11 protein-coding genes are annotated in these 20,199 nt (G+C 63.9%); 2 read left to right on the plus strand and 9 right to left on the minus strand.

Annotated elements, in window-relative coordinates; genetic code table 11:
- Positions 1 to 6 precede the first annotated feature (6 nt).
- The 7 genes from C8K61_RS19970 to C8K61_RS20000 all read right to left on the minus strand — a co-directional run bounded on the left by C8K61_RS19970 (position 7) and on the right by C8K61_RS20000 (position 17,226).
- Positions 7 to 627 carry a glutathione S-transferase N-terminal domain-containing protein gene (locus C8K61_RS19970; protein ID WP_108098049.1) on the minus strand — a complete coding sequence of 207 codons (621 nt, stop codon included), beginning with the start codon at positions 625 to 627 and terminating at the stop codon, positions 7 to 9.
- A 177-nt stretch (positions 628 to 804) separates the two neighbouring features.
- Positions 805 to 1,206: a biopolymer transporter ExbD gene (locus C8K61_RS19975; RefSeq protein ID WP_108098050.1), complete on the minus strand. Its 402-nt coding sequence runs from the start codon at positions 1,204 to 1,206 to the stop codon at positions 805 to 807.
- Positions 1,206 to 1,913: a MotA/TolQ/ExbB proton channel family protein gene (locus tag C8K61_RS19980; RefSeq protein WP_108098051.1), complete on the minus strand. Its 708-nt coding sequence runs from the start codon at positions 1,911 to 1,913 to the stop codon at positions 1,206 to 1,208. The genes C8K61_RS19975 and C8K61_RS19980 overlap by 1 nt, the downstream gene beginning before the upstream one ends.
- Positions 1,914 to 1,978: 65 nt before the next feature.
- Positions 1,979 to 2,788, minus strand: coding sequence for an energy transducer TonB (locus C8K61_RS19985; protein WP_108098052.1), 810 nt, complete (start codon positions 2,786 to 2,788; stop codon positions 1,979 to 1,981).
- Between the two features lie 424 nt (positions 2,789 to 3,212).
- Entirely contained in the window at positions 3,213 to 16,211 is a 12,999-nt protein-coding gene (locus tag C8K61_RS19990; protein ID WP_108098053.1) for a non-ribosomal peptide synthetase, read from the minus strand.
- A 35-nt stretch (positions 16,212 to 16,246) separates the two neighbouring features.
- Positions 16,247 to 17,005 carry a thioesterase II family protein gene (locus C8K61_RS19995; RefSeq protein WP_108098054.1) on the minus strand — a complete coding sequence of 253 codons (759 nt, stop codon included), beginning with the start codon at positions 17,003 to 17,005 and terminating at the stop codon, positions 16,247 to 16,249.
- 2 nt (positions 17,006 to 17,007) lie between these two features.
- Positions 17,008 to 17,226 carry an MbtH family protein gene (locus C8K61_RS20000; RefSeq protein WP_108098055.1) on the minus strand — a complete coding sequence of 73 codons (219 nt, stop codon included), beginning with the start codon at positions 17,224 to 17,226 and terminating at the stop codon, positions 17,008 to 17,010.
- Positions 17,227 to 17,481: 255 nt separating this feature from the next.
- On the opposite strand from C8K61_RS20000, the gene C8K61_RS20005 reads away from it, so the two are divergent.
- Positions 17,482 to 18,024: an RNA polymerase factor sigma-70 gene (locus C8K61_RS20005; protein ID WP_108098056.1), complete on the plus strand. Its 543-nt coding sequence runs from the start codon at positions 17,482 to 17,484 to the stop codon at positions 18,022 to 18,024.
- A gap of 127 nt (positions 18,025 to 18,151) precedes the next feature.
- Here C8K61_RS20005 and C8K61_RS20010 read toward each other — a convergent pair whose 3' ends face one another.
- Positions 18,152 to 19,138 carry a GNAT family N-acetyltransferase gene (locus C8K61_RS20010; RefSeq protein WP_108098057.1) on the minus strand — a complete coding sequence of 329 codons (987 nt, stop codon included), beginning with the start codon at positions 19,136 to 19,138 and terminating at the stop codon, positions 18,152 to 18,154.
- A gap of 146 nt (positions 19,139 to 19,284) precedes the next feature.
- Here C8K61_RS20010 and C8K61_RS20015 point away from each other — a divergent pair, with 146 nt between their 5' ends.
- Positions 19,285 to 19,800: a DUF1993 family protein gene (locus C8K61_RS20015; protein WP_108098058.1), complete on the plus strand. Its 516-nt coding sequence runs from the start codon at positions 19,285 to 19,287 to the stop codon at positions 19,798 to 19,800.
- A gap of 59 nt (positions 19,801 to 19,859) precedes the next feature.
- On the opposite strand, the gene C8K61_RS20020 is transcribed toward C8K61_RS20015, so the two are convergent.
- Complete coding sequence (locus tag C8K61_RS20020) at positions 19,860 to 20,183, minus strand: DNA-binding protein (protein ID WP_108098059.1); 324 nt, start codon at positions 20,181 to 20,183, stop codon at positions 19,860 to 19,862.
- Positions 20,184 to 20,199 lie beyond the last annotated feature (16 nt).

Consider the following 20,199-nt stretch of genomic DNA (forward strand, 5'->3'; position numbering starts at 1 on the left):
CGAGTCTTAAAACCCCTCCGCCACCAACGCCTGCTTCACCGCCGGCCGCGCCTTGAACGCCTCACGAAACCGCGTCAACGCCTGCAGCTCGTCCAGCTTGCCACCTACCCGCCCTGCCCACCCGGCAAACACCCCCAGGTACGCATCAGCAATGGTGTAGCGCTCTGCAACCAGAAATTCCTGGCCCTGCAAGTGCCGATCAATATGCGCAAACGCCGCGTAAAGCTGCTCCAACGCCTGCGCCCGAATCCCGGCATGGGCGCCCTCATCCGCGCTGTAACGCTCCGGCCGATTCAACGGCCGAAAGCCACCCACATGCACCTCAGAAGCCAGATAGCCAATCCAACTCTGAATCTGCGCCCGCTCCACACTGCCCACCGGCGCGAACAAGGTAGTCGCCGGTTTCAGGTCAGCCAGGAACGGCAGAATCGCGCTGTTCTCGGTAATGATCCGGCCATCATCCAACTGCAACACCGGCACCCGACCCAAGGGGTTGATCTGGTGAATCGGCGAGTCCGCCGTGCGCAACACCACGCGCTCCACCTGAATCGGCAAGTCCAGTTCATGCACAACAACATGGGCGGCAAACGAGCACGCGCCGGGGGAGATATACAGGGTGGTGGTCATGGGGATCCTTAAGACTCGGGAGCGAGGTTTGCCCTATCGCGGCTAAAGCCGCTCCTACGGATTGTGCAGCCTCGTAGGAGCGGCTTCAGCCGCGATGCTGTTTAACCTTCACTAGCAGAAGAAAATAGGCCGCCCTGCCCCTGCCTGAAGAAGGGCGACCAAAACCGGTTGTTTTGATTAGCGCGCGGTAATGACCGAGAGCTTGGTAATTCCTGCCCGCTCGATCGAAGCCATGGCCTTAGCCACCTGGCCGTAGTCCACTTTCTCGTCGGCCTGCAGCTGAACGCGCAGTTCGGCATCTTTGGCCTTGGCGGTTTCCAGGTTGCCTTGCAGCAGTTCCAGCTGAACTTCGTCTTTGTTGATGAAGAACTTGCCGTCGCCGTCGATGCTTACCACCAGCGGATCTTTCTGCTCGACCGGCGCCACCGCTTCGGTCTTCGGCAGGTTGATCGGAATGGCGTTGGTCAGCAGCGGCGCGGTAACGATGAACACCACCAGCAGCACCAGCATCACATCCACCAGTGGCGTTACGTTGATCTCGCTGAGTACTTCATCGCTGTCTTGAGTGGAGAAGGCCATTACGACGCCTCCTTCACTTTCTGCGCAGGGGCTTTGCCGCCTGGCAGCTGGATCAGTTTGAACGCGGACTTCTGCGCCAGGCTGTAGAAGTCATGGGCGAAATCGTCGAGGTCGGCGGAGTTGAGTTTCAGGCGACGCAGGAAGTAGTTGTAAACCAGCACCGCCGGTACCGCGACGGCGATACCCACACCGGTGGCAACCAGGGCTGCACCGATAGGACCAGCTACCGTTTCCAGGCTGGCGGAACCGGCGGCGCTGATACCTTTCAGGGCTTCCATGATGCCCCACACGGTGCCGAACAGACCGATAAAGGGCGAGGTGCTGCCGATCGAAGCGACCACTGCCAAGCCCGATTCCAGGGAGCGGCGCTCACGCTGGATCTGCTGACGCAGGGCACGCTCGAGGCGGTCCTGGTGGTTGATCGCCTGGCTCAGGTCCTGGGCTTGTTCATGCACCTGGATAGCACCAAAGCCGGCCTGGGCCACACGCGATACTGCGCCCGGCTGGGCATTCACCAACTCGGCCGCGCCATCCAGGCTGGAGGCGCCCCAGAACAGCTTCTGGAACTTGCGGTCCTGGCGCTTCAGGCGGCCGAACTGCAGGGCCTTCAACAGGGCCAGGCCCCAGGTCAGCACGGAGAAGCCGACCAGCAGCCAGATGACCGCGCTTTCAATAGATTCGAGGGGGGATGTGGCCAGTAAGCTCATGATTCAACTCTCTCTGTAATTTTCTAATTCTGTAAATTTCTGCTGATGCGTATTCGGAGCTGCAGTTACCGCGGCATCTTGAATTCCAGCGGTACCACGACCCAGCCATCGATGGCCTGGCCGCCCTGCTTGGAGGGCACGAAGGTCCAACGCTTTACCGCTTGTATCGCTGACTTATCCAACAGCTCACGGCCGCTGGAGGTTTGAATCTGGATCTCCGCCGGGCTGCCATTGGCCAGTACCCGAACGCGCAACAACACCGTGCCTTCCCAACCGCGCCGCTGTGCCAGGGGCGGGTACTCCGGCTGCGGGTTCTTCAAATACGCCGCGTATGATGGCGGCGAAGGTGGTGCCGGTGGCGCTGGTGGAGCGGGTGTCGGTGCTGGCGCGGCTACCGGAGGGGGTGTTGGCGCTGGCGGTGGTGGCTCGACCGGTTTCGGTACAGGCTTGGGCGGTGGTGCCGGTTTCGGTTTCGGAATCGGTTTGGGCGCAGGTTTGGCGGCCAGCTCATCCACCACGGGTGGTGGTGGCTCCACAACCGGTGGCGGCGGAGGTGGTGGTGGAGGCGGTTCCACCACCGGCGGTGCCGGCCGGGTGAACTCGATTTCCATCGGCGGAATCTCCGGCGGCACCACCGGCAACGGCGGTGTGCTTTGCTGATTCAGCCAATAGATCAGGCCCCCGTGGGCGACCACAGCGAGGATCGCCAACAACACTTTTTCCCGACGACTCAGGGCGCCGACCGGAGCGACGTGATGACGACGGCTGTGCGCCAATGGCTCGCGATGGCGATGGCCGAGATCGACCAGATCGGCACTGGCCGGCGTCTGCTGCCACAGCCGCTGCGTTGTCGCGGCGGTTTGAACATTGCCCATGTAAAACTCCTTGGGATTGCTTACTTCGTTAGCCAACAGCACAGTGGCCAACGAGCACTCGACAGGGCAAAAAGGCCATTGCAGAGCGGTCTTAAGGTGTTGGGGGCAATGATTGGGGAAAGGGCTTATCTCAAAAAGTAACTTTTTCCTATTTTGTAATAACGTTATGGAATTACTATTTTTAAGTCACTGTTATTTAACGATATTTTATTTTTATGCCGCGAAAGGCATAAAAAACATGCTTTTTAGGCATTGAAAGAAAAAGCGGGCGTTCAAAAGCATCGAGGCTGAAGCCGCTCCCACAAACAGCTCGGTCCGTGTGGGAGAGGCTTCAGCCTCGAGTGTTGAGTTTGCTGTGGTCGAAGGCCTAGGTCGGGGAGCGCTGTTGGCAGAAGAACGCCGCCACTTATCCGCACTCAAAAAATCACATCGCTTCAAACCTCGCCATCAAATCCTCTACTTTCTCCGCCTTGCGCTCTGCCACCACCTGACTATCCAGCCCCCCCACGTACTCCGCCAACTCCGCCACCGAGCTGCACTCGAACATCGCCCGCAACGGCACGTTGCGCTGCAGCACCTTCTGCACTCGCGAAGCAATCTGCGTCGCCAACAACGAATGCCCACCCAACTCGAAGAAGTTGTCGTGCACCCCTACCCGCTCAACTTTCAGCACCTGCGCCCAGATCTCGGCCAGTTGCTGTTCCAGCTCCGAGCGCGGTGCCACGTAGGTCTGCCCCGACAGGCTGCCGAAATCCAACGCTGGCAAAGCCTTGCGGTCGAGTTTGCCGTTGGCGTTCAGGGGCAGGCGTTCGAGCACCTGCCAGTGCAGCGGCACCATATAGTCCGGCAGGTCGCTGCGCAGGCGCTGTTTGATCTGTTCGAACCACAGGCCCTGTTCCAGCACTTGCGCGCCTGGTGAATCTGCTTGTTGGGCGGCGCTGGCGACCAGATAGCCAACCAGGTATTTGCCCGTCGGCCCTTCCTGCACGGCCACCGCCGCGTCGCGGATGTCGGCCTGCTCGTGCAAGCGCGCTTCGATTTCCCCCAGCTCGATACGGAAGCCGCGAATCTTCACTTGGTGGTCGATACGTCCGACGTATTCCAGCACGCCATCGGCCCGCCGCCGCGCCAGGTCGCCGCTGCGGTACAGGCGTTCGTCGGGCGCAAACGGGTTGGGCACGAAGGCTTGCGCGGTACGTTGCGGGTCGCCGACATAGCCACGACCGACGCCGGTACCCGCCACGCACAGTTCACCCACGGCCCCCAGCGGCACCAGTTCCAGCGCCTCGTCCAGCAAATACAGGCGGTTGTTGTCGGTGGGGCTGCCGATAGGCAAGTAGGTGCTTTGCGTCGACGCCTGGTCGACGCGGAAGAACGCCACGTCGTCCGAGCATTCCGCCGGACCATAGGCGTTGACCAGGCCGACGGCCGGGAAGCGTTGCAACCATTGGCGCGCCAGCTCAGGTGGCATGGCTTCGCCGGTTGGCAGCATCCAGCGCAACGTGTGCAGGTCGTGCTGCACCTCCTCCGCGAGCATGCCCTGGATCAGCGACGGCACACTTTCCAGCACGCTGATGCGCTGCTCGGCGACATGCGCCAGCAAGGCCTGTGGGTCGTGGGCGATGGCATTCGGAACGATGGCCACGCGGGCGCCGAACAAGGGTGCGGCGAGGAATTGCCAAACGGAAATATCGAAGCTTTGCGAGGCGGTCTGAGCGATCACATCGTCCGCCCCGAGTTGCAGGTACGGCACCTTGCTCAGCTGGTTATTGAGCATGCCGGCCTGCTCGACCATCACCCCTTTCGGCAAGCCGGTGGAGCCCGAGGTGTAGATCACGTAAGCGAGGTTATTGGCCGCGCTGTACACCCCTGGATTACTGCCAGGCCACGGCCCGGCCTGCACGTCATCCCAGACCAGCAGCTTCGGTCTACGCCCACTGCAACCGAGTTCTTCCAGCAAGGCCTGCGCCTGCTCGCGGCAGCTACGGCTGCACACCAGCACCGGCGTGCGGCTGAGTTCGATGATGCGCGTCAGGCGCTGTACCGGGTGGCCGGGGTCCAGCGGCAAGTAGCCGGCGCCGGCCTTGAAGCTGCCGACAATCATGCCCAGCAGGTCGAGGCTGCGCTCGGCCAGCAGGGCCACCGGTTGGTCGATCTTCACCCCGGCGGCGAGCAAGGCATGGCCCAGACGGTTGGCGCGTTGGTTGAGGGCGCTGTAGCTCCATTGCTGGTCAAGGTAGCTGGCGACCACCCGTTGCGGCGCGGCGGCCACCTGCGCTTCGAACAGGCGCGCGTAACCTTGCTCCAGCGGGTAGTGCCGTTCGCTCTGGTTGCAGGTCTCGGTCAGCAACTGCTGTTCGGCCGCGCCCAGGAGCGGCAGCTCGGCCATGTCGCCATGGAAGTGCTCGGCCAGGGCCAGCAGCAGGCGTTTGAATTCGCCCAGCAGGCGCTCGATGGTCTCGCCCTCGAAATAGCGCTGGTCGTAGGACAGGTGCAGGCCAAGGTCATCGCCGGGGTAGCAGACCACGGTGAGTGGGAAGTTGGTGTGGGTGCGACCGGAGTCGGAGGTGGCATTCACGCTTTGCGCCTGGTCGAGTACGCCGCTTTCCACCGGGGCGTTTTCGAACACGAACAGGCTGTCGAACAGCGGTTGGCCCTTGGGCAGTTCGCTGCATTCCTGAATCGCCACCAGCGGCAGGTACTCGTGCTCGCGCAGGTCCATGTTGCCGGCGAACAAGCCCTGCAACCAGTCACGCACACTGCGCTGTTCACCGGGTGCCGGCACCTTCACCCGCAGCGCCACACTGTTGATAAACAGGCCAACGGTTCGCTGCATGTCCGGCATGCCCACCGGGCGCCCGGCCACGGTGACGCCAAACAGCACGTCACGCTCGCCGCTGTAACGGCGCAGCACCAGCGCCCAGGCAGCCTGGGCAAAGGTGTTGACGGTCAGTTGATGACGCTGCGCCAACTCGCGCAACTGCGCGCCTTCGCTGGCCAGCAGACGGGTGTAACGGTCACCGACCAGCATGCCGCCGTTGTCGCCGGCGTGGTCATGCACAATCGGCCGGTCTCTGGGGATATGGGTGCGGCGTTCGAAGCCGGCCAGGTTGGCTTGCCACCAGTGCCGCGCCTGGTTGAGGTCCTGGCGTTGCAGCCAGCTGATGTAGTCGCGGTACCGCGGCGCCAGTGGCAATTGCGGCGCGCACTGCTCAGCGAGGGCGGCGTAGATTTCGAAGAAATCGCTCATCAGCAAACCACGGCACCAGGCATCGATCAGGATGTGGTGGTTGCTCATCATGAACCAGTAACGCGCCTGTTCCAGCTTGATCAGCCGCAGGTGGAACGGCGGCCGTTGCAGCAGTTCGAAACCGGCTTCGCGCTCGCTTTTGTGCAGCGCTTGCAGACGCGCTTCGTGTTCCTCAGCAGGCAGGTCGCTCCAGTCCAGCACATCCAGTTCGGCGGCGCCGGGTTTATGGATGATCTGCAGCATGGCCTCGCCAGCATTCCAGGCAAACGAGGCCCGCAGCGCTTCATGGCGGGCCACTACCGCTTGCCAGGCCTGGGCGAAACGCGCGGGGTCGAGGGCGCTGTTGATGCGGTAGCGGTCCTGCATGTAATAGATGCCCGTGCCCGGCTCCAGCAGGGTGTGCAGCAGCAGGCCTTCCTGCATCGGCGTCAGCGGGTAGACGTCGTCGATCTGCGCCGCCGGTACCGGCAACTGGTCGAGCTGATCCTGGCTAAGGTGGGCCAAGGGGAAGTCTGACGGCGTAAAGCCACCGTTGCCGGCCTGCAGACAGTGCTCGATAAGGCCGTGCAGTTCGTTGATCAGGTCCTGCGCCAGGGCGTGCACGCTGTGCTCGTCAAAGCGCTCGCGGCTGTAGGTCCAGCGCAGTTGCAGTTCACCGCCGAGCACCTGGCCGTCGATGCTCAGCTCATTGGGCAGCGGCGCATCGGCGGCGTGGATGGCACCGGGGTGGTCGTCTAGCAACTGCAACAAGGCCTCGCCTGCTGGGCTCTGGTCGAGCTGGCCGAGGTAGTTGAAGGTCACCTTGGCTTTGGGCAAGGCCGCGATGGCGGCGCAACTGGCAGGGTCGGCCAGGTAGCGCAGCACGCCATAGCCGAGGCCTTTGTGCGGCACGTTGCGCAGCTGTTCCTTGGTGGCTTTCAGCGCCGTGCCGAGGTCGGCGTGCGCCTGCAAACGCAGCGGGTAGGCGCTGGTGAACCAGCCGACGCTGCGGGTCAGGTCCAACTCATCAAACAGCGCTTCGCGGCCATGGCCTTCCAGCTGAATCAGGGTTGAAGGCTCGCCGGTCCAGCGGCAGAGCACGCGCGCCAGGGCGGTCAGCAGCAGGTCGTTGACCTGGGTGCGATAGGCCGCTGGCGCCTCGCTCAGTAACTGACGGGTGCGCTCGGCATCCAGGCGCAGGCTGATGGTTTGTGCATCACGCTCGCGGTGGCTGCCGTCACGGCGCACGCCCGGCAGCTCAGCCACCGGTCCACTCAAGTGTTGTTGCCACCAGCCAAGTTCCTCGCGCAGCGACTCGCTGCTGGCATAGGTCGTCAGCCGCGCCGCCCACTCGCCCATCGAGGTAGTTTTTGCCGGCAGTTGCACCTCGCTCTGGCCCGCGTGCAGTTGCCGATAGGTGCTTTGCAGGTCGTCGAGCAGCACCCGCCAGGACACCCCGTCCACCACCAGGTGGTGAATGGCGATCAGCAATTTCTGCGCACCGCCCGGCCCATCCAGCAAGAGCGCTCGCAGCAGCGGGCCTTGTTGCAGGTCGAGGCTGCACTGGGCATCGGCAAACAGCCGCTCGGCCTGGTTGAAGTCTTTCACCTGGGCGTGCCAAAGCACCGGCTCATGGCCGGCATCGGCGTTGTAGTGCGCTTGCCAGTGGCCAGCGGCGTCGCTGAAACGCAGACGCAGGGCATCGTGCTGCACAACCAGGCGCTGCATACTTTTGCGCAACAGCCCAACGTCCAAGACCTGCTGTGGTTGCAGCACCAGTGACTGGTTCCAGTGGTTGCGCGTGGCCATTGCCGTGCTGAAGAACCACTGCTGAATCGGCGTCAGTGGCGCTTCGCCGCTCAACGCGCCCTGCTCGCTCAGCACCTGCTGCTGATGGCTGGCAACGCTGGCCAGCGCTTTCACGGTCTGGTGCTGAAACAGGTCGCGCGGGCTGAAATGGATGCCCTGCTGGCGGGCACGGCTGACCACTTGAATAGACAGAATCGAGTCGCCACCCAGTTCGAAGAAATTGTCCGCCAGGCCCACCTGTTGAACGTTGAGCACCTCACGCCAGATCGTCGCCAGGCTGTGCTCCATGGCGCTGCGGGGGGCAACGAAGTGCTGACGGTTCTGCTCCTGGTCCGGCGCCGGCAAGGCGCGCCGTTCGACCTTGCCGTTGGCGGTCAGCGGCAGGCTTGGCAGCAGTACCGTGAAGGTCGGCAGCATATGCTCGGGCAACTGCGCCAGCACATGGCGTTTCAGGCTGTCGCGCAAGGCTTGTTGCGCCTCGCTGTCGGCGCTGGCCACGGCGCTGGCGATATAGGCCACCAGTTGCTTGCCACTGGCCCCATCAAGGGCCAGCACCACGCATTGGTCGACGGCACTGTGCTCCAGAAGCCGCGCCTCGATCTCGCCCAATTCGATACGGAAACCACGCACCTTCACCTGTTGATCAATGCGGCCGACGTATTCCAGCAAACCATCGGCGCGTTGGCGCACCAGGTCGCCGGTACGGTACAGGCGCCCACCCGTCGCGCTGTTGGCAAATGGGTTAGGCACAAAACGTTCGGCGCTCAGGCTGGGCCGTGCGTGGTAACCACGGGCCAGGCCGGCGCCGCCGATATACAGCTCGCCCGTGGAACCGGGCGGCACCAGCGCCAGGTCGGCGTCCAGCACGTAAGCGCTGCGGGCACCGACCACGTTGCCGATGGCCACGCTGCTGGCACCCTCCGGCATCTGCTCCGGCGCCAGGCTGGCCAACGGCATCACCACGGTTTCGGTGGGGCCATAAGCGTTGAAGAACTGCGCCGGGGCAAAGCCGCCACGAATGCGCTGCAGGTGTTCGGCCGTCAGCGCCTCGCCGCCGGTGATGCACAGGCGCACCGGCAGTTGCTCGTTACGGCTTGCCAGCCACTGCGCCAGTTGGCTGCCATAGCTGGGGGTGAAACCGAGGATGCTCACCTGGTGCTGGCGGATCAGCGCGCAGATTTCTTGCGCATCCCATTGGCCTTGCGCCCGCAGCACCACCTGGGCGCCACACAGCAACGGCGTGAGCAGCCGTTCGCTGGCCGCATCGAAGTTGATCGAATAAAAGTGCAGCTCGCAGTCGTCCGGGCGCATGCCAAAACGGCTGATCACCGCGCGGCAATGCATGGCGATTTCGCCCTGGCTGACCACTACGCCCTTGGGCTTGCCGGTGGAGCCGGAGGTGTAGATCAGATAGGCCTGGTGCAGCGGTGAACTGCGGTCGTCCGGCGCAGCGCTGGGGTAGCCGGAGAGGTCCAGCTCGGCCAGGCAGCAACGCAGTACCCTAGCCGGCAATTCGCCGAGGCTGTCGAACAGCTCGGCCTGGCCCAGCAGCAGGCGAATACCGCTGTCGTCGATCATGTAGTACAGGCGCTCTTGCGGGTATTCCGGGTCCAGCGGCACATAGGCGCCACCGGCCTTGAGAATGGCCAGCAGGCCCACGACCAACTCGGTTGAACGCGGCAAGGCCAGCCCTACCCGCACCTCCGGACCAACGCCCTGCTCGCGCAACCAATGGGCCAGGCGATTGGCCTGGGCGTCCAGTTCGGCGTAGCTCAGGGTGTGCCCGGCGAAGGTCAGCGCCGGAGCAGTCGGCGTGGCTGCAGCCTGGGCGGCGAACAGTGCGTGCACGGTGTTATCCAGGGCGTGCTCGCCGGCTTCTTCGCTGAGGTTGGCGAGCAGGTGTTGCTGCTCGTCTGCCGTCAGCAGCGGCAGTTCGGCCAGACGCTGTTGCGGGGTAGCGAGCATGGCGTCCAGCAGGTTGACCAGGTGGCTGGCCATGCGCGCGATGCGCGGTTCATCGAACAGGTCGCAGCTGTAGGTAAAGCAGCAGCCCAGGCGATGGTCGAGGTCGGTGACCTCCAGGTTGAGGTCGAACTTGGTGGCCCGCGCATCGTTGGCGATGTACTCCACGCTCATGCCCGCCAGCTCGCGGGTTTGCTGGAACTCCCAGCGCTGCACGTTGCACATCACCTGGAACAACGGGTTGTAGGCCGCACTGCGCGGTGGCTGCAGGGTATCCACCAGGTGGTCGAACGGCAGGTCCTGGTGCGACTGGCCGTCGATCACGGTCTGGCGCACCTGCTCCAGCAGTTGCAGCACGGTCAGTTGCCCATCCACCTGGCAACGCAGCACCTGGGTGTTGAGAAAGGCGCCGATCAGCCCTTCGCTTTCCGGGCGAATACGGTTGGCCACGGGGGCGCCGATGCGCAGGTCGCTCTGGCCGCTGTAGCGCTGCAGCAAGATGGCCAGGCTGGCGGTCATGGTCATAAACAGGGTCAGGCCATGGGCGGAGTTGAACGCGCGCAGGCGCTGGGCCAGGTCGCTGCTCAGGTCGAAACGATAAAGCTCGCCGCGGTGGCTCTGCAGCGCCGGACGCGGACGGTCGCCAGGCAGGTCTAGCACCGGGTGCTCATCGCCCAGTTGCTTCAGCCAATAGTCCAACTGCCGTTGGCGCTCGCCGGCTTCCATCCACTGGCGCTGCCACTGGCTGTAGTCGAGGTACTGCACTGGCAGCGGAGCCAGCGGCGATTCGCGCTCATCGACAAAGGCCTCGTACAACGCCGCCAGCTCACGGGCGAAGATGTCCATCGCCCAGCCTTCGGTGGCGATGTGGTGCAGGGTCAGCACCAGGTAGTGCTCACGCTCGGCGCATTTGACCAGGCTGGCGCGCAGCAACGGGCCGCGCTCCAGGTTGAAGGGCTGGTGGGCATCGGCATCGGCGAACTGCTGCAAACGCTGCTGGCGCTCGGCGGCGTTCAGCTTGGAAAAGTCCTGCCAACCGAGCTGCACGTTGGACTGCGGCGCCACCTGCTGCCAGGCAATGCCGTCGCGGCTCGGGAAGGTGGTGCGCAGGGTTTCGTGGCGTTGGATCAGCGCCTGCAACGCCGCTTCGAAACGCGCCACGTCGAAGGCACCGGTGAACTTGGCCAGGCCGCCGACGTTATAGGCCGGGCTGTCCGGCTCCAGCTGCCAGAGGAACCACATGCGCTGCTGCGAATAGGACAGCGGCAACGGCTGGCTGCGGTCGACAATGGCGATGGCCTGCTGGCTGTTGCGCTGCCCGGCGGCTTGCGCGGCGGCGACCTGCGCACTGAACGCTTGCAGGGTGCTGGCCTCGAACAAGACCCGCAGCGGCAGCTCGACATCGCAGGCCTGGCGGGTGCGGGAGACGATCTGGGTGGCCAGCAAGGAATGCCCGCCGCGCTGGAAGAAATCATCGGCCAGGCCCACTTGCGGCAGGCCCAACACCTCGCGCCAGATTGCCGCGATCTGCACCTGCAACGGTGTGCTCGGTTCAATGTGCTGGCCTTGTTGCCACAGCGGCTCCGGCAAGGCCTGACGGTCCAGTTTGCCCGCCGGGCTGAGTGGCATGTGCGCCAGGCGCAGCAACTGGCTGGGCACCATATAGTCCGGCAGCTGGGCGCTGAGGGCACTGAGCAGGCGTTGGCTTTGCACGGTTTCATCGGTGTCGACCGTGCTGGTGTAGTAGCCGATCAACTGCGCCCCGGCGTGCCCGTCGCGAATCACCACCACGGCCTGGCCGACGCCGGCTTCGGCCAATAGCCGCGCCTGGATTTCTTCCGGCTCGATGCGGAAGCCGCGCAGTTTTACTTGCTGGTCCAAGCGGCCGAGGTACTCCAGCGCGCCATCGGCGCCCCAACGCACCCGGTCGCCGGTGCGGTACAAACGCGCGCCCGGTTCGCCCAACGGGTCGGCAATAAAACGTTCAGCGGTCAGCCCCGGCCGCCCGAGATAACCGCGGGCCAGACCGGCGCCACCGATGCACAACTCCCCCGCTACGCCGACCGGCACCGGCTGCAACTCGGCATCCAGCACATGGCACAGCACATTGCCCAGCGGCCGCCCTATCGGCGAGCGCTCGCCGTCGCTGGCCTGGCAGTGCCAATGGCTGACGTTGATGGCGGTTTCGGTCGGACCATAACGGTTGTGCAGCGCCACAGTCGGCAAGGCCGCCAGCACCCGATCACGCAAGGCGGCCGGCAGCGCTTCGCCACCGGAGAACAGCCGACGCAGGCTGTTGCAATGGACGACATCAGCCTCCTGCACAAACAGCTGCAACAGCGGCGGCACGAAGTGCAACGTGGTCACCCCATGTTCGCGCACCAACTGCACCAGACGCTGGGGGTCACGGTGTTCGCCGGGCGCAGCCATCAGCAGACGCGCGCCAGTGATCAGCGGCCAGAAGCATTCCCACACCGACACATCGAAACTCACCGGCGCCTTCTGCATCAGCACGTCGCTGGCATCCAGTTGGTAGGTAGCCTGCATCCAGCTCAGGCGCTCGGCCAGCGCAGCGTGGGTGACGCCGACGCCTTTGGGCTGGCCGGTGGAACCGGAGGTGTAAATCACATAGGCCAGGTTGTCGCCGCTTACCGCGTAAGGGGTGCTGGTTAGCGCAACGGTGCGAGCAGCACTGCCTACGGGGGCGAGTTCGAGCACCTGCACCTGTGCAGGCACCGGCAATGCGTGACGCAAATGTGCTTGAGTCAGCAGCAGCGTGGCGCCGCTGTCTTCGAGCATGTAGGCCAGGCGCTCGCGGGGGTAATCGGCGTCCAGCGGCACATAGGCGCCGCCGGCTTTGACGATGGCCAGCAGGCCGACCAGCAGCTCGGGCGAGCGTTCGGCAGCGATGGCTACGCGCACATCCGGGCCCACGCCCAACTCACGCAACTGCTGCGCCAGGCTGTTCGCCTCGGCGTGCAATTGGCCATAGGTGAAGCGCTGGTTTTGCCAGAGCAAGGCGATGTCATCCGCACGGTGCTGCTCCAGCCACTGCGGCAGTAGCAGGGTTGGGGAAGGCAGCGGCGCCCGGTTCCACTCGGCCAGTTGCTGCTGTTCATCCGCACTCATTAACTCGATGGCGCCCACTGCCAGCTGCGGCTGTTCGGCCACTTGCTGCAACAGGCTCACCAGGCGCTGCGCCAGGCGTTGAATGGTGGCGGCGCTGAACAGCTCGTCGGCGTAGTCGAACGACAGGGTCAGGCGCCCACGGGCGTCTTCTTCGCTGTGCAGTTGCAGGTCGAACTTGGCTTCGCGGCTGTGCCACGGCAGTTCCTGGGCGAGCAAACCCGGCAAGCGGCGCAGGCTGCTGAGGTCGCGCTGCTGGTGGTTGAACATCACCTGAAACGGGGTTGTTCCGCCCAGCGCCTGCACCAGTTGGTCGAACGGCAGGTCCTGATTGGCCTGGGCTTCGAGGGTGGCGGCGCGGGCGTTGGTCAGCACCTCGGTAAACGGCTGGCGTGGATCGAGCTGGCCACGCAGCACCAGGGTATTGATAAAGAAGCCGAGCAGGCCCTGGGTTTCCAGGCGCTGACGGTTGGCACCCGGCACACCAATGCGCAGGTCGGTTTGCCCGGTGTGGCGCAGCAATAGGCTCTGGAAGCCGGCGAGCAACAGCATAAATAGCGTCGCCTGTTGGCCCCGGGCGATTTCACGCAGGCGCTGGCTGAGGGCGTCGTCGAGCTTCCAGGTAAACCGCGCGGCGCTGTGCTGGCGTTGTGCGCTGCGCGGGTAATCCAGCGGCAGCTGCAGAGCCGGGGCTTCATCACCCAGCTGTGCGGTCCAATAGGCCAGTTGCCGCTGGCCTTCGCCCGCCGCCAACCATTGGCGCTGCCAACTGGCGAAGTCGGCATACCCCAGGGGCAACGGCGCCAGGTCGGCGGGTTGGCCGCCACAGGCTTCGGCATACAGGCGGGAGAATTCGTCGAGCAACACGTTCAGCGACCAGCCATCGGCAACGATGTGGTGCAGGGTCACCAGCAATTGCTGCTCCTCATCGGCCAGGCGCAGCAGGGTGACCCGCAGCAACGGGCCATGGGTAAGGTCGAACGGCGCGTTGGCTTCTTGCTCACGCAGGCGCGCGGCTTCGTCCTGTTGCTCAGTGCCGCTGAGGTGGCGCAGGTCGACTTCGCGCAGGTGCAGATCAGCACTGGGTTGGATGCGTTGCAGCGCCTCACCGCCCTCTTCGAGGAACACCGTGCGCAGCGCTTCGTGGCGCTGAATCAGGCGCGCGAAACTGGCACGCAGGGCGTTGTCGTCGAGCTCGCCACGCAGGTGCAGGCCACCGGGAATGTTGTAGGCGGCGCTGTCCGGGTCCAACTGCCAGAGGAACCACAGGCGATTCTGCGCCGCTGATTGCGGCAGATTCTGCTGGCGTGACAGACGGGGAATTGCCCCCTCTGCGGCGCCACCTTGGGCCAGTTGTTCGGCGACCTTGCTGGCGAATCCGCCCAGGTGGCGGGTTTCAAACAGATGACGCAGTTCCAGGTTCACGCCCAGTTGATCACGCAGTTGCGCCATCAGTTGCGCGGCGACGATGGAGTTGCCGCCGAGCAGGAAAAAGTTGTCCTTGGGCGCCACGTTGGGCACGTGCAGGTGCTCGGCCCACAAGGCCGCGATTTGCGCCTGCAACTGATCGGTTTCGATGGCCTCGCCCGGAACGCGGGCGGCCGTATCGGCGGGAAATTGCGCGTAGCTGTCGAGGCTGCCGTCATCCAGCCCGAGGCGGCAGGCCGAGCGTTGCAGTTTGCCGCTGGAGGTCTTCGGCAAGGCGCCGGGGTTGAGCAGCACGACAACACGCGGCGCTTCCTGATAGGCCTCGGCAACGGCTTGGCGAATGGCGTTGATCAGCGCCTCGGCGGGCACATTTTTCTGCACGCTGCGGCCAATTTCGGCAGCAATGCCGATGCCCTCCTCACCATCCTGCTGCACGGCAAAGGCAGCGACCCGGCCTTTGCGCACGTGGCTGACGTCGGTTTCCACCGTGCGTTCGATGTCCTGCGGGTAGAGGTTGTGGCCACGGACGATAAGCATGTCCTTGAGCCGACCGCTGATAAACAGCTCGCCGTCGCGCAAGGCGCCGAGGTCGCCGGTACGTAGCCAGGTGTGGCCGTCCAGGGCGACAAAACTTTTCGCTGTTGCTTCTGCGTTGCGCCAGTAGCCATGGGCGATGCTCGGGCCACAGGCCCAGACTTCGCCGACCTGGTTGTCGCCGAGTACGGTGAGGGTCGCCGGGTCGACAATGCGCACCTGGTGCAATGGCCGCACCGTGCCGCAGCTGAGTAACAGGCTGTCGCCGCCCGCTTCGATACGGTTCTGGGTCAGCGCCTCGGCACTCACCCCCAGGGCTGGAATGCCCTCGCCGCGCACGCCGCTGGTGACATACAGCGTCGCCTCGGCCAGGCCATAACAGGCCAGGTAGCTGCTGGCGTTGAAACCACCGGCAGCGAACTTTTGTGCAAAGCGCTCCAGGCTGTCCTGGCGAATCGGTTCGGAGCCGGAAAACGCCACACGCCAGCCGCTGAGGTCGAGCGTGGCCAGGGCCGAGGCGCTGACCCGTTCGCTACACAACCGATAGGCAAAGTCCGGCCCGCCGCTGACGGTGCCGCCGTACCGGCTGATGGCTTCCAGCCAACGCACGGGGCGTTCGAGGAAGGCCTTTGGCGACATCAGCACGCAGGGCACGCCGCTGAAGATCGGTTGCAGCAGGCCGCCGATCAGGCCCATGTCGTGGTACAGCGGCAGCCAGCTGACGATCACGTCGTCCGCTTGAATGCCAAAGCCCTGGCGAATCAGCAGCTCGTTGGCCACCAAGTTGCCGTGGCTGACCTGCACGCCTTTGGGCAAGGCGGTGGAGCCGGAGGTGTATTGCAGAAAGGCGATGTCGTCGGCCTGCAGCTCCGGCGCTTGCCAGCTGGCGGCGAGCGCTGGATCAAGGTCATCGACCAGCAGCAGTTCGGGAGCGTTGTCGATGTGCTGCAGGCTGTCGCGCTGGTCGCTGCTGGTCAACAGCAGGCGCGGTTCGGCGTCATCGAGGATCGACAGCAACCGCAGTTGATGCTGATGGCGCGACGACTCCGGCGGGTAGGCCGGCACCGCAATCACCCCGGCGTACAGGCAGCCGAAAAACGCCGCGACATAGTCCGGCCCGCTGGGAAACAGCAGCACCGCACGGTCGCCCAGCTTCGTTCGGCTTTGCAGCGCCGCAGCAATGGTCCGCGCCCGACCATCCAGCTCGGCATAGCTGAGCACCCGCCCTTCGCCGTCATCGCCCTCCAGAAAGCGCAACGCCAGTGCATCCGGCTGTTGCGCGGCGCGGCGTTGCAGGGCGTGAACCAGGGTGCGGGGAAGTTCGAACGAAGGCATGGTGGATTCCTGGGCGAAAACGGGCGGGCTGGGGTTTAACTGGCGACGCGGGGGATGCTGCGGTTCTGCCGGGCGCAGTGGCGCAGCAGGTAGAGCTCGGCATAGCGGCGCAGGCAACGCAGCAGCGGTGCTTCCTGGGTGTGCAGAAAGAAGTGGCCGCCGGCGAACATGTCGAGGGAAAAACCGCTGGCGGTTTCGCCTTGCCAGTCGAGCAACTCGTCGACGGCAATGCTGTCGTCCTTGCCACCGAACACATGGATCGGCGCCTGCAGTGGCGCGCGGTGTTGGTACTGGTAACTGCCTGCGACGAGGAAGTCGGCACGCAGAATCGGCAGCATCAGATCAAGCAATTCCTGATTGGCCAGGGCCTCTTCCGGGGTGCCTTGCAGGCTGCGCAGCTTGGCGATCAACTCGGCGTCGGACTTGGCTTCGCGGTAGTCACTGACATCGCGCCGCGCTGGCCCGGCAGTGGCGGAAATCAGCACACACAAGGGTTCGGGCAGCCCACGGGCTTTCAGCGCATGGGCCAGCTCGAACGCCAGCAGGCCGCCAAGGCTGTGGCCGAACAGGGCGTAAGGGCTGTCGAGATCGCCAGCGAGTTCATCGGCGAGCTGGTTGACCAGTGCGCTGAGGTTGCACTGCAACGCTTCGTCCATGCGCAGGCCGCGGCCGGGCAATTCCAGCGGCTGCACCTGCAACCACTGCGGCAGGCGTTTGCGCCAGCGGTGGTAGAACATGGCGCTGGCGCCCGAGTACGGCAGGCAGAGCAAACGCAGGGTGGCGGGCGCGTTCATGCTCAGGCGACCACAGCGTCCTGGTCCATCTTCTGGCGCAGGCTCAGGGGGCGCATATCGGTCCAGTGCTGCTCGATGTAGGCCAGGCAATCCTTCTTCAAACCGCTCATGCCCACGGCACGCCAGCCGGCAGGAATGGCCTTGTAGTCAGGCCACAGCGAGTACTGCTCTTCGCCGTTGATCACCACCTGAAAAATCACGTCATCACGATCGAACACCATGGTCGCTCTCCGTTGTGCCCGGGCCGGTTGCGCGGGCTTTCACAGTGGAGAACGGACGGCGAGGGAAAATAATTAGGCGGTTTTTATCGGCAGTGGGTGCCACGGAAAAATCACTTGGACGTCATGCCGCTGCAACCAAGCGAAATCTATTATCGCTCGCAATTGACAATCATTATCATTGGACATAGTTTGTTACCCCGCTCGCAGGCAGCCTCCTGCGAGCGTTTAACTGCCCTCGGTAGCAAGGTGAATTCCATGACGGAACAACTGTCCACAAGCAGGTGCGATACACCCCTATTCCAAGCATTCGTCGACAACCGCTCCATTCTGGTCAAGGTGGCCACACGCATTACCGGCTGCCGTTCACGCGCCGAAGACGTGGTCCAGGACGCCTATTTCCGTTTGCATTCGGCGCCGCAAATCACCTCTTCGTTCAAGGCCCAACTCAGCTACCTGTTCCAGATCGTGCGCAACCTGGCCATCGACCATTACCGCAAACAGGCGCTCGAACAGCGCTACGCCGGCAGCGAAGAAGAAGGCATGAATGTGGTCACCCACAACGCCTCGCCCGAGGCCTTGCACATCAACTACGCGACGCTGGAACACATCGCCGATGCCCTCGGCCAGTTGCCTGCACGCACCCGCTACGCCTTCGAGATGTACCGCCTGCATGGCGTGCCGCAAAAGGACATCGCCAAGGAACTCGGGGTGTCGCCGACCCTGGTGAATTTCATGATTCGCGATGCCCTGGTGCATTGCCGCAAGGTCGCCAAAGCCGAAGCTGAAGCCGGCACGTAGGTTGGGTTGAGCAAAACGAAGCCCAACGGACTGCCTCACCTCACTACCCGCTCACTCTTGCGACCGGCAAGCGCCGGCGTTGGCCGGCCTGTTGGGCTTCGCCTGCGGCTCAACCCAACCTAGCTGATCAGCGCAACACGCAGCGCTCAAAGAAACGCTCACGCTCGATCACCATCAATGCCGCGCGCTTGTGCGGAAAATCGAATTCCTTCTGGCAATGAAAACCGGCGCTGTGCATGTGCCCGATCATCCGCGCGTTGTCCGCCCGCGGCTCGGCCACCACGCGCTGGGTGCGCGGGTCATCAAGGAATAGGAAATGGGTCAGCGCAGTCAGCCAACTGGCGACTTTGTGCGGGCCACGGTGGCTGTCTTCCCCCACCAGCATGTGGATGCCACGGTCGTAATGGTCCGCCGCATAGAACGGCGCGATGCGGTCTTCCTTGGCCCAATAGGCTTCGAAATAGGCGAAGGGCTGCTCGTCGAAACAGCCAATCAGGGTCAGGGTGTGCGGGTCGCGCTCGAGTTTTTCCAGGTACTGGCGGTGCTGCTCCAGCGTGCCGCCTTCCTGCCAGAACTCCAGTACCCGCGGGCTGTTCTGCCAGCGGCTGAAGCGCTCGAGGTCACTGTCGATATCCAGCGCGCGCAAGGAAATCCACTGGCCCAGGCGTGCATCGAAACGGCGGTACAACTCGCCCACCGGTTTGGCCGGCCGCCGGGGATGGCGCTTGCCGTCACTGATGATCAACTGCTGCGGATAAGCAGCGCCCTGCCCGGCCAGCAACCACGGCCCGGGCAACTGCCAGAACAGCGTGCGCTCGGTGCGCAGTGCACCGTCCGCGGCTCCTAGCAACAAGCCGCTTTGCAAGGCATCGACCGGCGCCGCCGGCAGCACCCAGTTCAGGGTTTGGCAGGCCTGGTCGCGGGCAAACAGCCAGTAACTCACCAGCCACAACGCCTGCGCCGACAAGACCTCGCTGGCCGTCACCTGCAACGGCTCGCCCGTGGTCAGCCGCACATGAATGGGCTCGTGCAAATCCAGCTGCAAGTGCAGGGCATCGGCGCTTTCGTCGCCATGCAGGCAGCGGCCGTTGGGGAGTGGCAGGGTGTGCATCATCGGGCAACTCGCAAAAAGAGAGGGTGTTGCCTGATGGGACGTCAGAAAGCCGAGGAAATTTAGGCTTTTCACCCTGCGCCTTGGCTGACGTCACCGTTGCCAATTCGGCACGCGTATACTCCCGCCACCTTCAACCGGAGACTGCCATGACCATTTCTCTGTACGCCGCATCCGTTCCTGTTTTCAAACAAATGCTCAGCAGCCTCAGCGCCGTGCTGCACAAGGCCGAAGCCCACGCCAGCGCCAAGAACATCGACCCCAACGCCCTGCTCCAGGCGCGCCTGTTCCCGGACATGTTCCCGCTGACCCGCCAAGTGCAGATCGCCTGCGACTTCGCCCGTGGCGTACCGTCGCGCCTGGCCGGCATCGACGTGCCAAAACACGACGACGTGGAAACCAGCTTCGAACAGCTGCAAGCCCTGCTCAAGGAAACCCTGGACTACCTGGCCACCTTCACCCCGGCCATGGTCGACGGCAACGAAGAACGTGAAATCGTCACCCGCCCTGGCACGCCGAAAGAGCGCAAGTTCACCGGCCAGTCGTACCTGCTGACCTACGGCCTGCAGCACTTCTTCTTCCACGTCACCACCACCTATGCCTTGCTGCGCCATAACGGCGTGGAAGTCGGCAAGATGGATTACGTCGGCACCCCGCAAAACTGAGCATCACACTCCGTAGGGCGAGCCTTCGCCCTACGGGTCTGGGTGCAACTACCCTGGAATTAAACCGCCGGCACCCCACGCACCTCAATGTGCAGCCCCAGGCTGATCCGCAGGGCATTAAAAATCGCCGCCAGGTTGTCCATGCTCGGGTTGCCCGTCGGTGACAGCATGCGGTGCAGGCTTTTGCTCGGCTTGCGGATTTGCGCGGCCAATTGTTCGAAGCCAATGGTGGCATTGACCAGGTCGCGCAGGATCAGGCGCGCTACATCAGGCTCACCATTGAGAAACAGCGACGCTGCTTCATCGAGCAGGGATTTGGCGAACTCAGGCTCACGTTCAACCCGTTCGGCGATGGTCTGTTTGAAATCGCGGGTCAGCGCCATGGCGGTGTCTCCTCGG

It is taken from the genome of Pseudomonas sp. GV071 (assembly GCF_003050835.1).
Classification (GTDB): Bacteria; Pseudomonadota; Gammaproteobacteria; order Pseudomonadales; family Pseudomonadaceae; genus Aquipseudomonas.

Excerpts from the sequence above, each read along its gene's own strand:
- C8K61_RS19970 (WP_108098049.1), bottom strand. The coding sequence starts at position 627 with ATGACCACCACCCTGTATATCTCCCCCGGCGCGTGCTCGTTTGCCGCC.
- C8K61_RS19975 (WP_108098050.1), bottom strand. The coding sequence starts at position 1,206 with ATGGCCTTCTCCACTCAAGACAGCGATGAAGTACTCAGCGAGATCAAC.
- C8K61_RS19980 (WP_108098051.1), bottom strand. The coding sequence starts at position 1,913 with ATGAGCTTACTGGCCACATCCCCCCTCGAATCTATTGAAAGCGCGGTC.
- C8K61_RS19985 (WP_108098052.1), bottom strand. The coding sequence starts at position 2,788 with ATGGGCAATGTTCAAACCGCCGCGACAACGCAGCGGCTGTGGCAGCAG.
- C8K61_RS19990 (WP_108098053.1), bottom strand. The coding sequence starts at position 16,211 with ATGCCTTCGTTCGAACTTCCCCGCACCCTGGTTCACGCCCTGCAACGC.
- C8K61_RS19995 (WP_108098054.1), bottom strand. The coding sequence starts at position 17,005 with ATGAACGCGCCCGCCACCCTGCGTTTGCTCTGCCTGCCGTACTCGGGC.
- C8K61_RS20000 (WP_108098055.1), bottom strand. The coding sequence starts at position 17,226 with ATGGTGTTCGATCGTGATGACGTGATTTTTCAGGTGGTGATCAACGGC.
- C8K61_RS20005 (WP_108098056.1), top strand. The coding sequence starts at position 17,482 with ATGACGGAACAACTGTCCACAAGCAGGTGCGATACACCCCTATTCCAA.
- C8K61_RS20010 (WP_108098057.1), bottom strand. The coding sequence starts at position 19,138 with ATGATGCACACCCTGCCACTCCCCAACGGCCGCTGCCTGCATGGCGAC.
- C8K61_RS20015 (WP_108098058.1), top strand. The coding sequence starts at position 19,285 with ATGACCATTTCTCTGTACGCCGCATCCGTTCCTGTTTTCAAACAAATG.
- C8K61_RS20020 (WP_108098059.1), bottom strand. The coding sequence starts at position 20,183 with ATGGCGCTGACCCGCGATTTCAAACAGACCATCGCCGAACGGGTTGAA.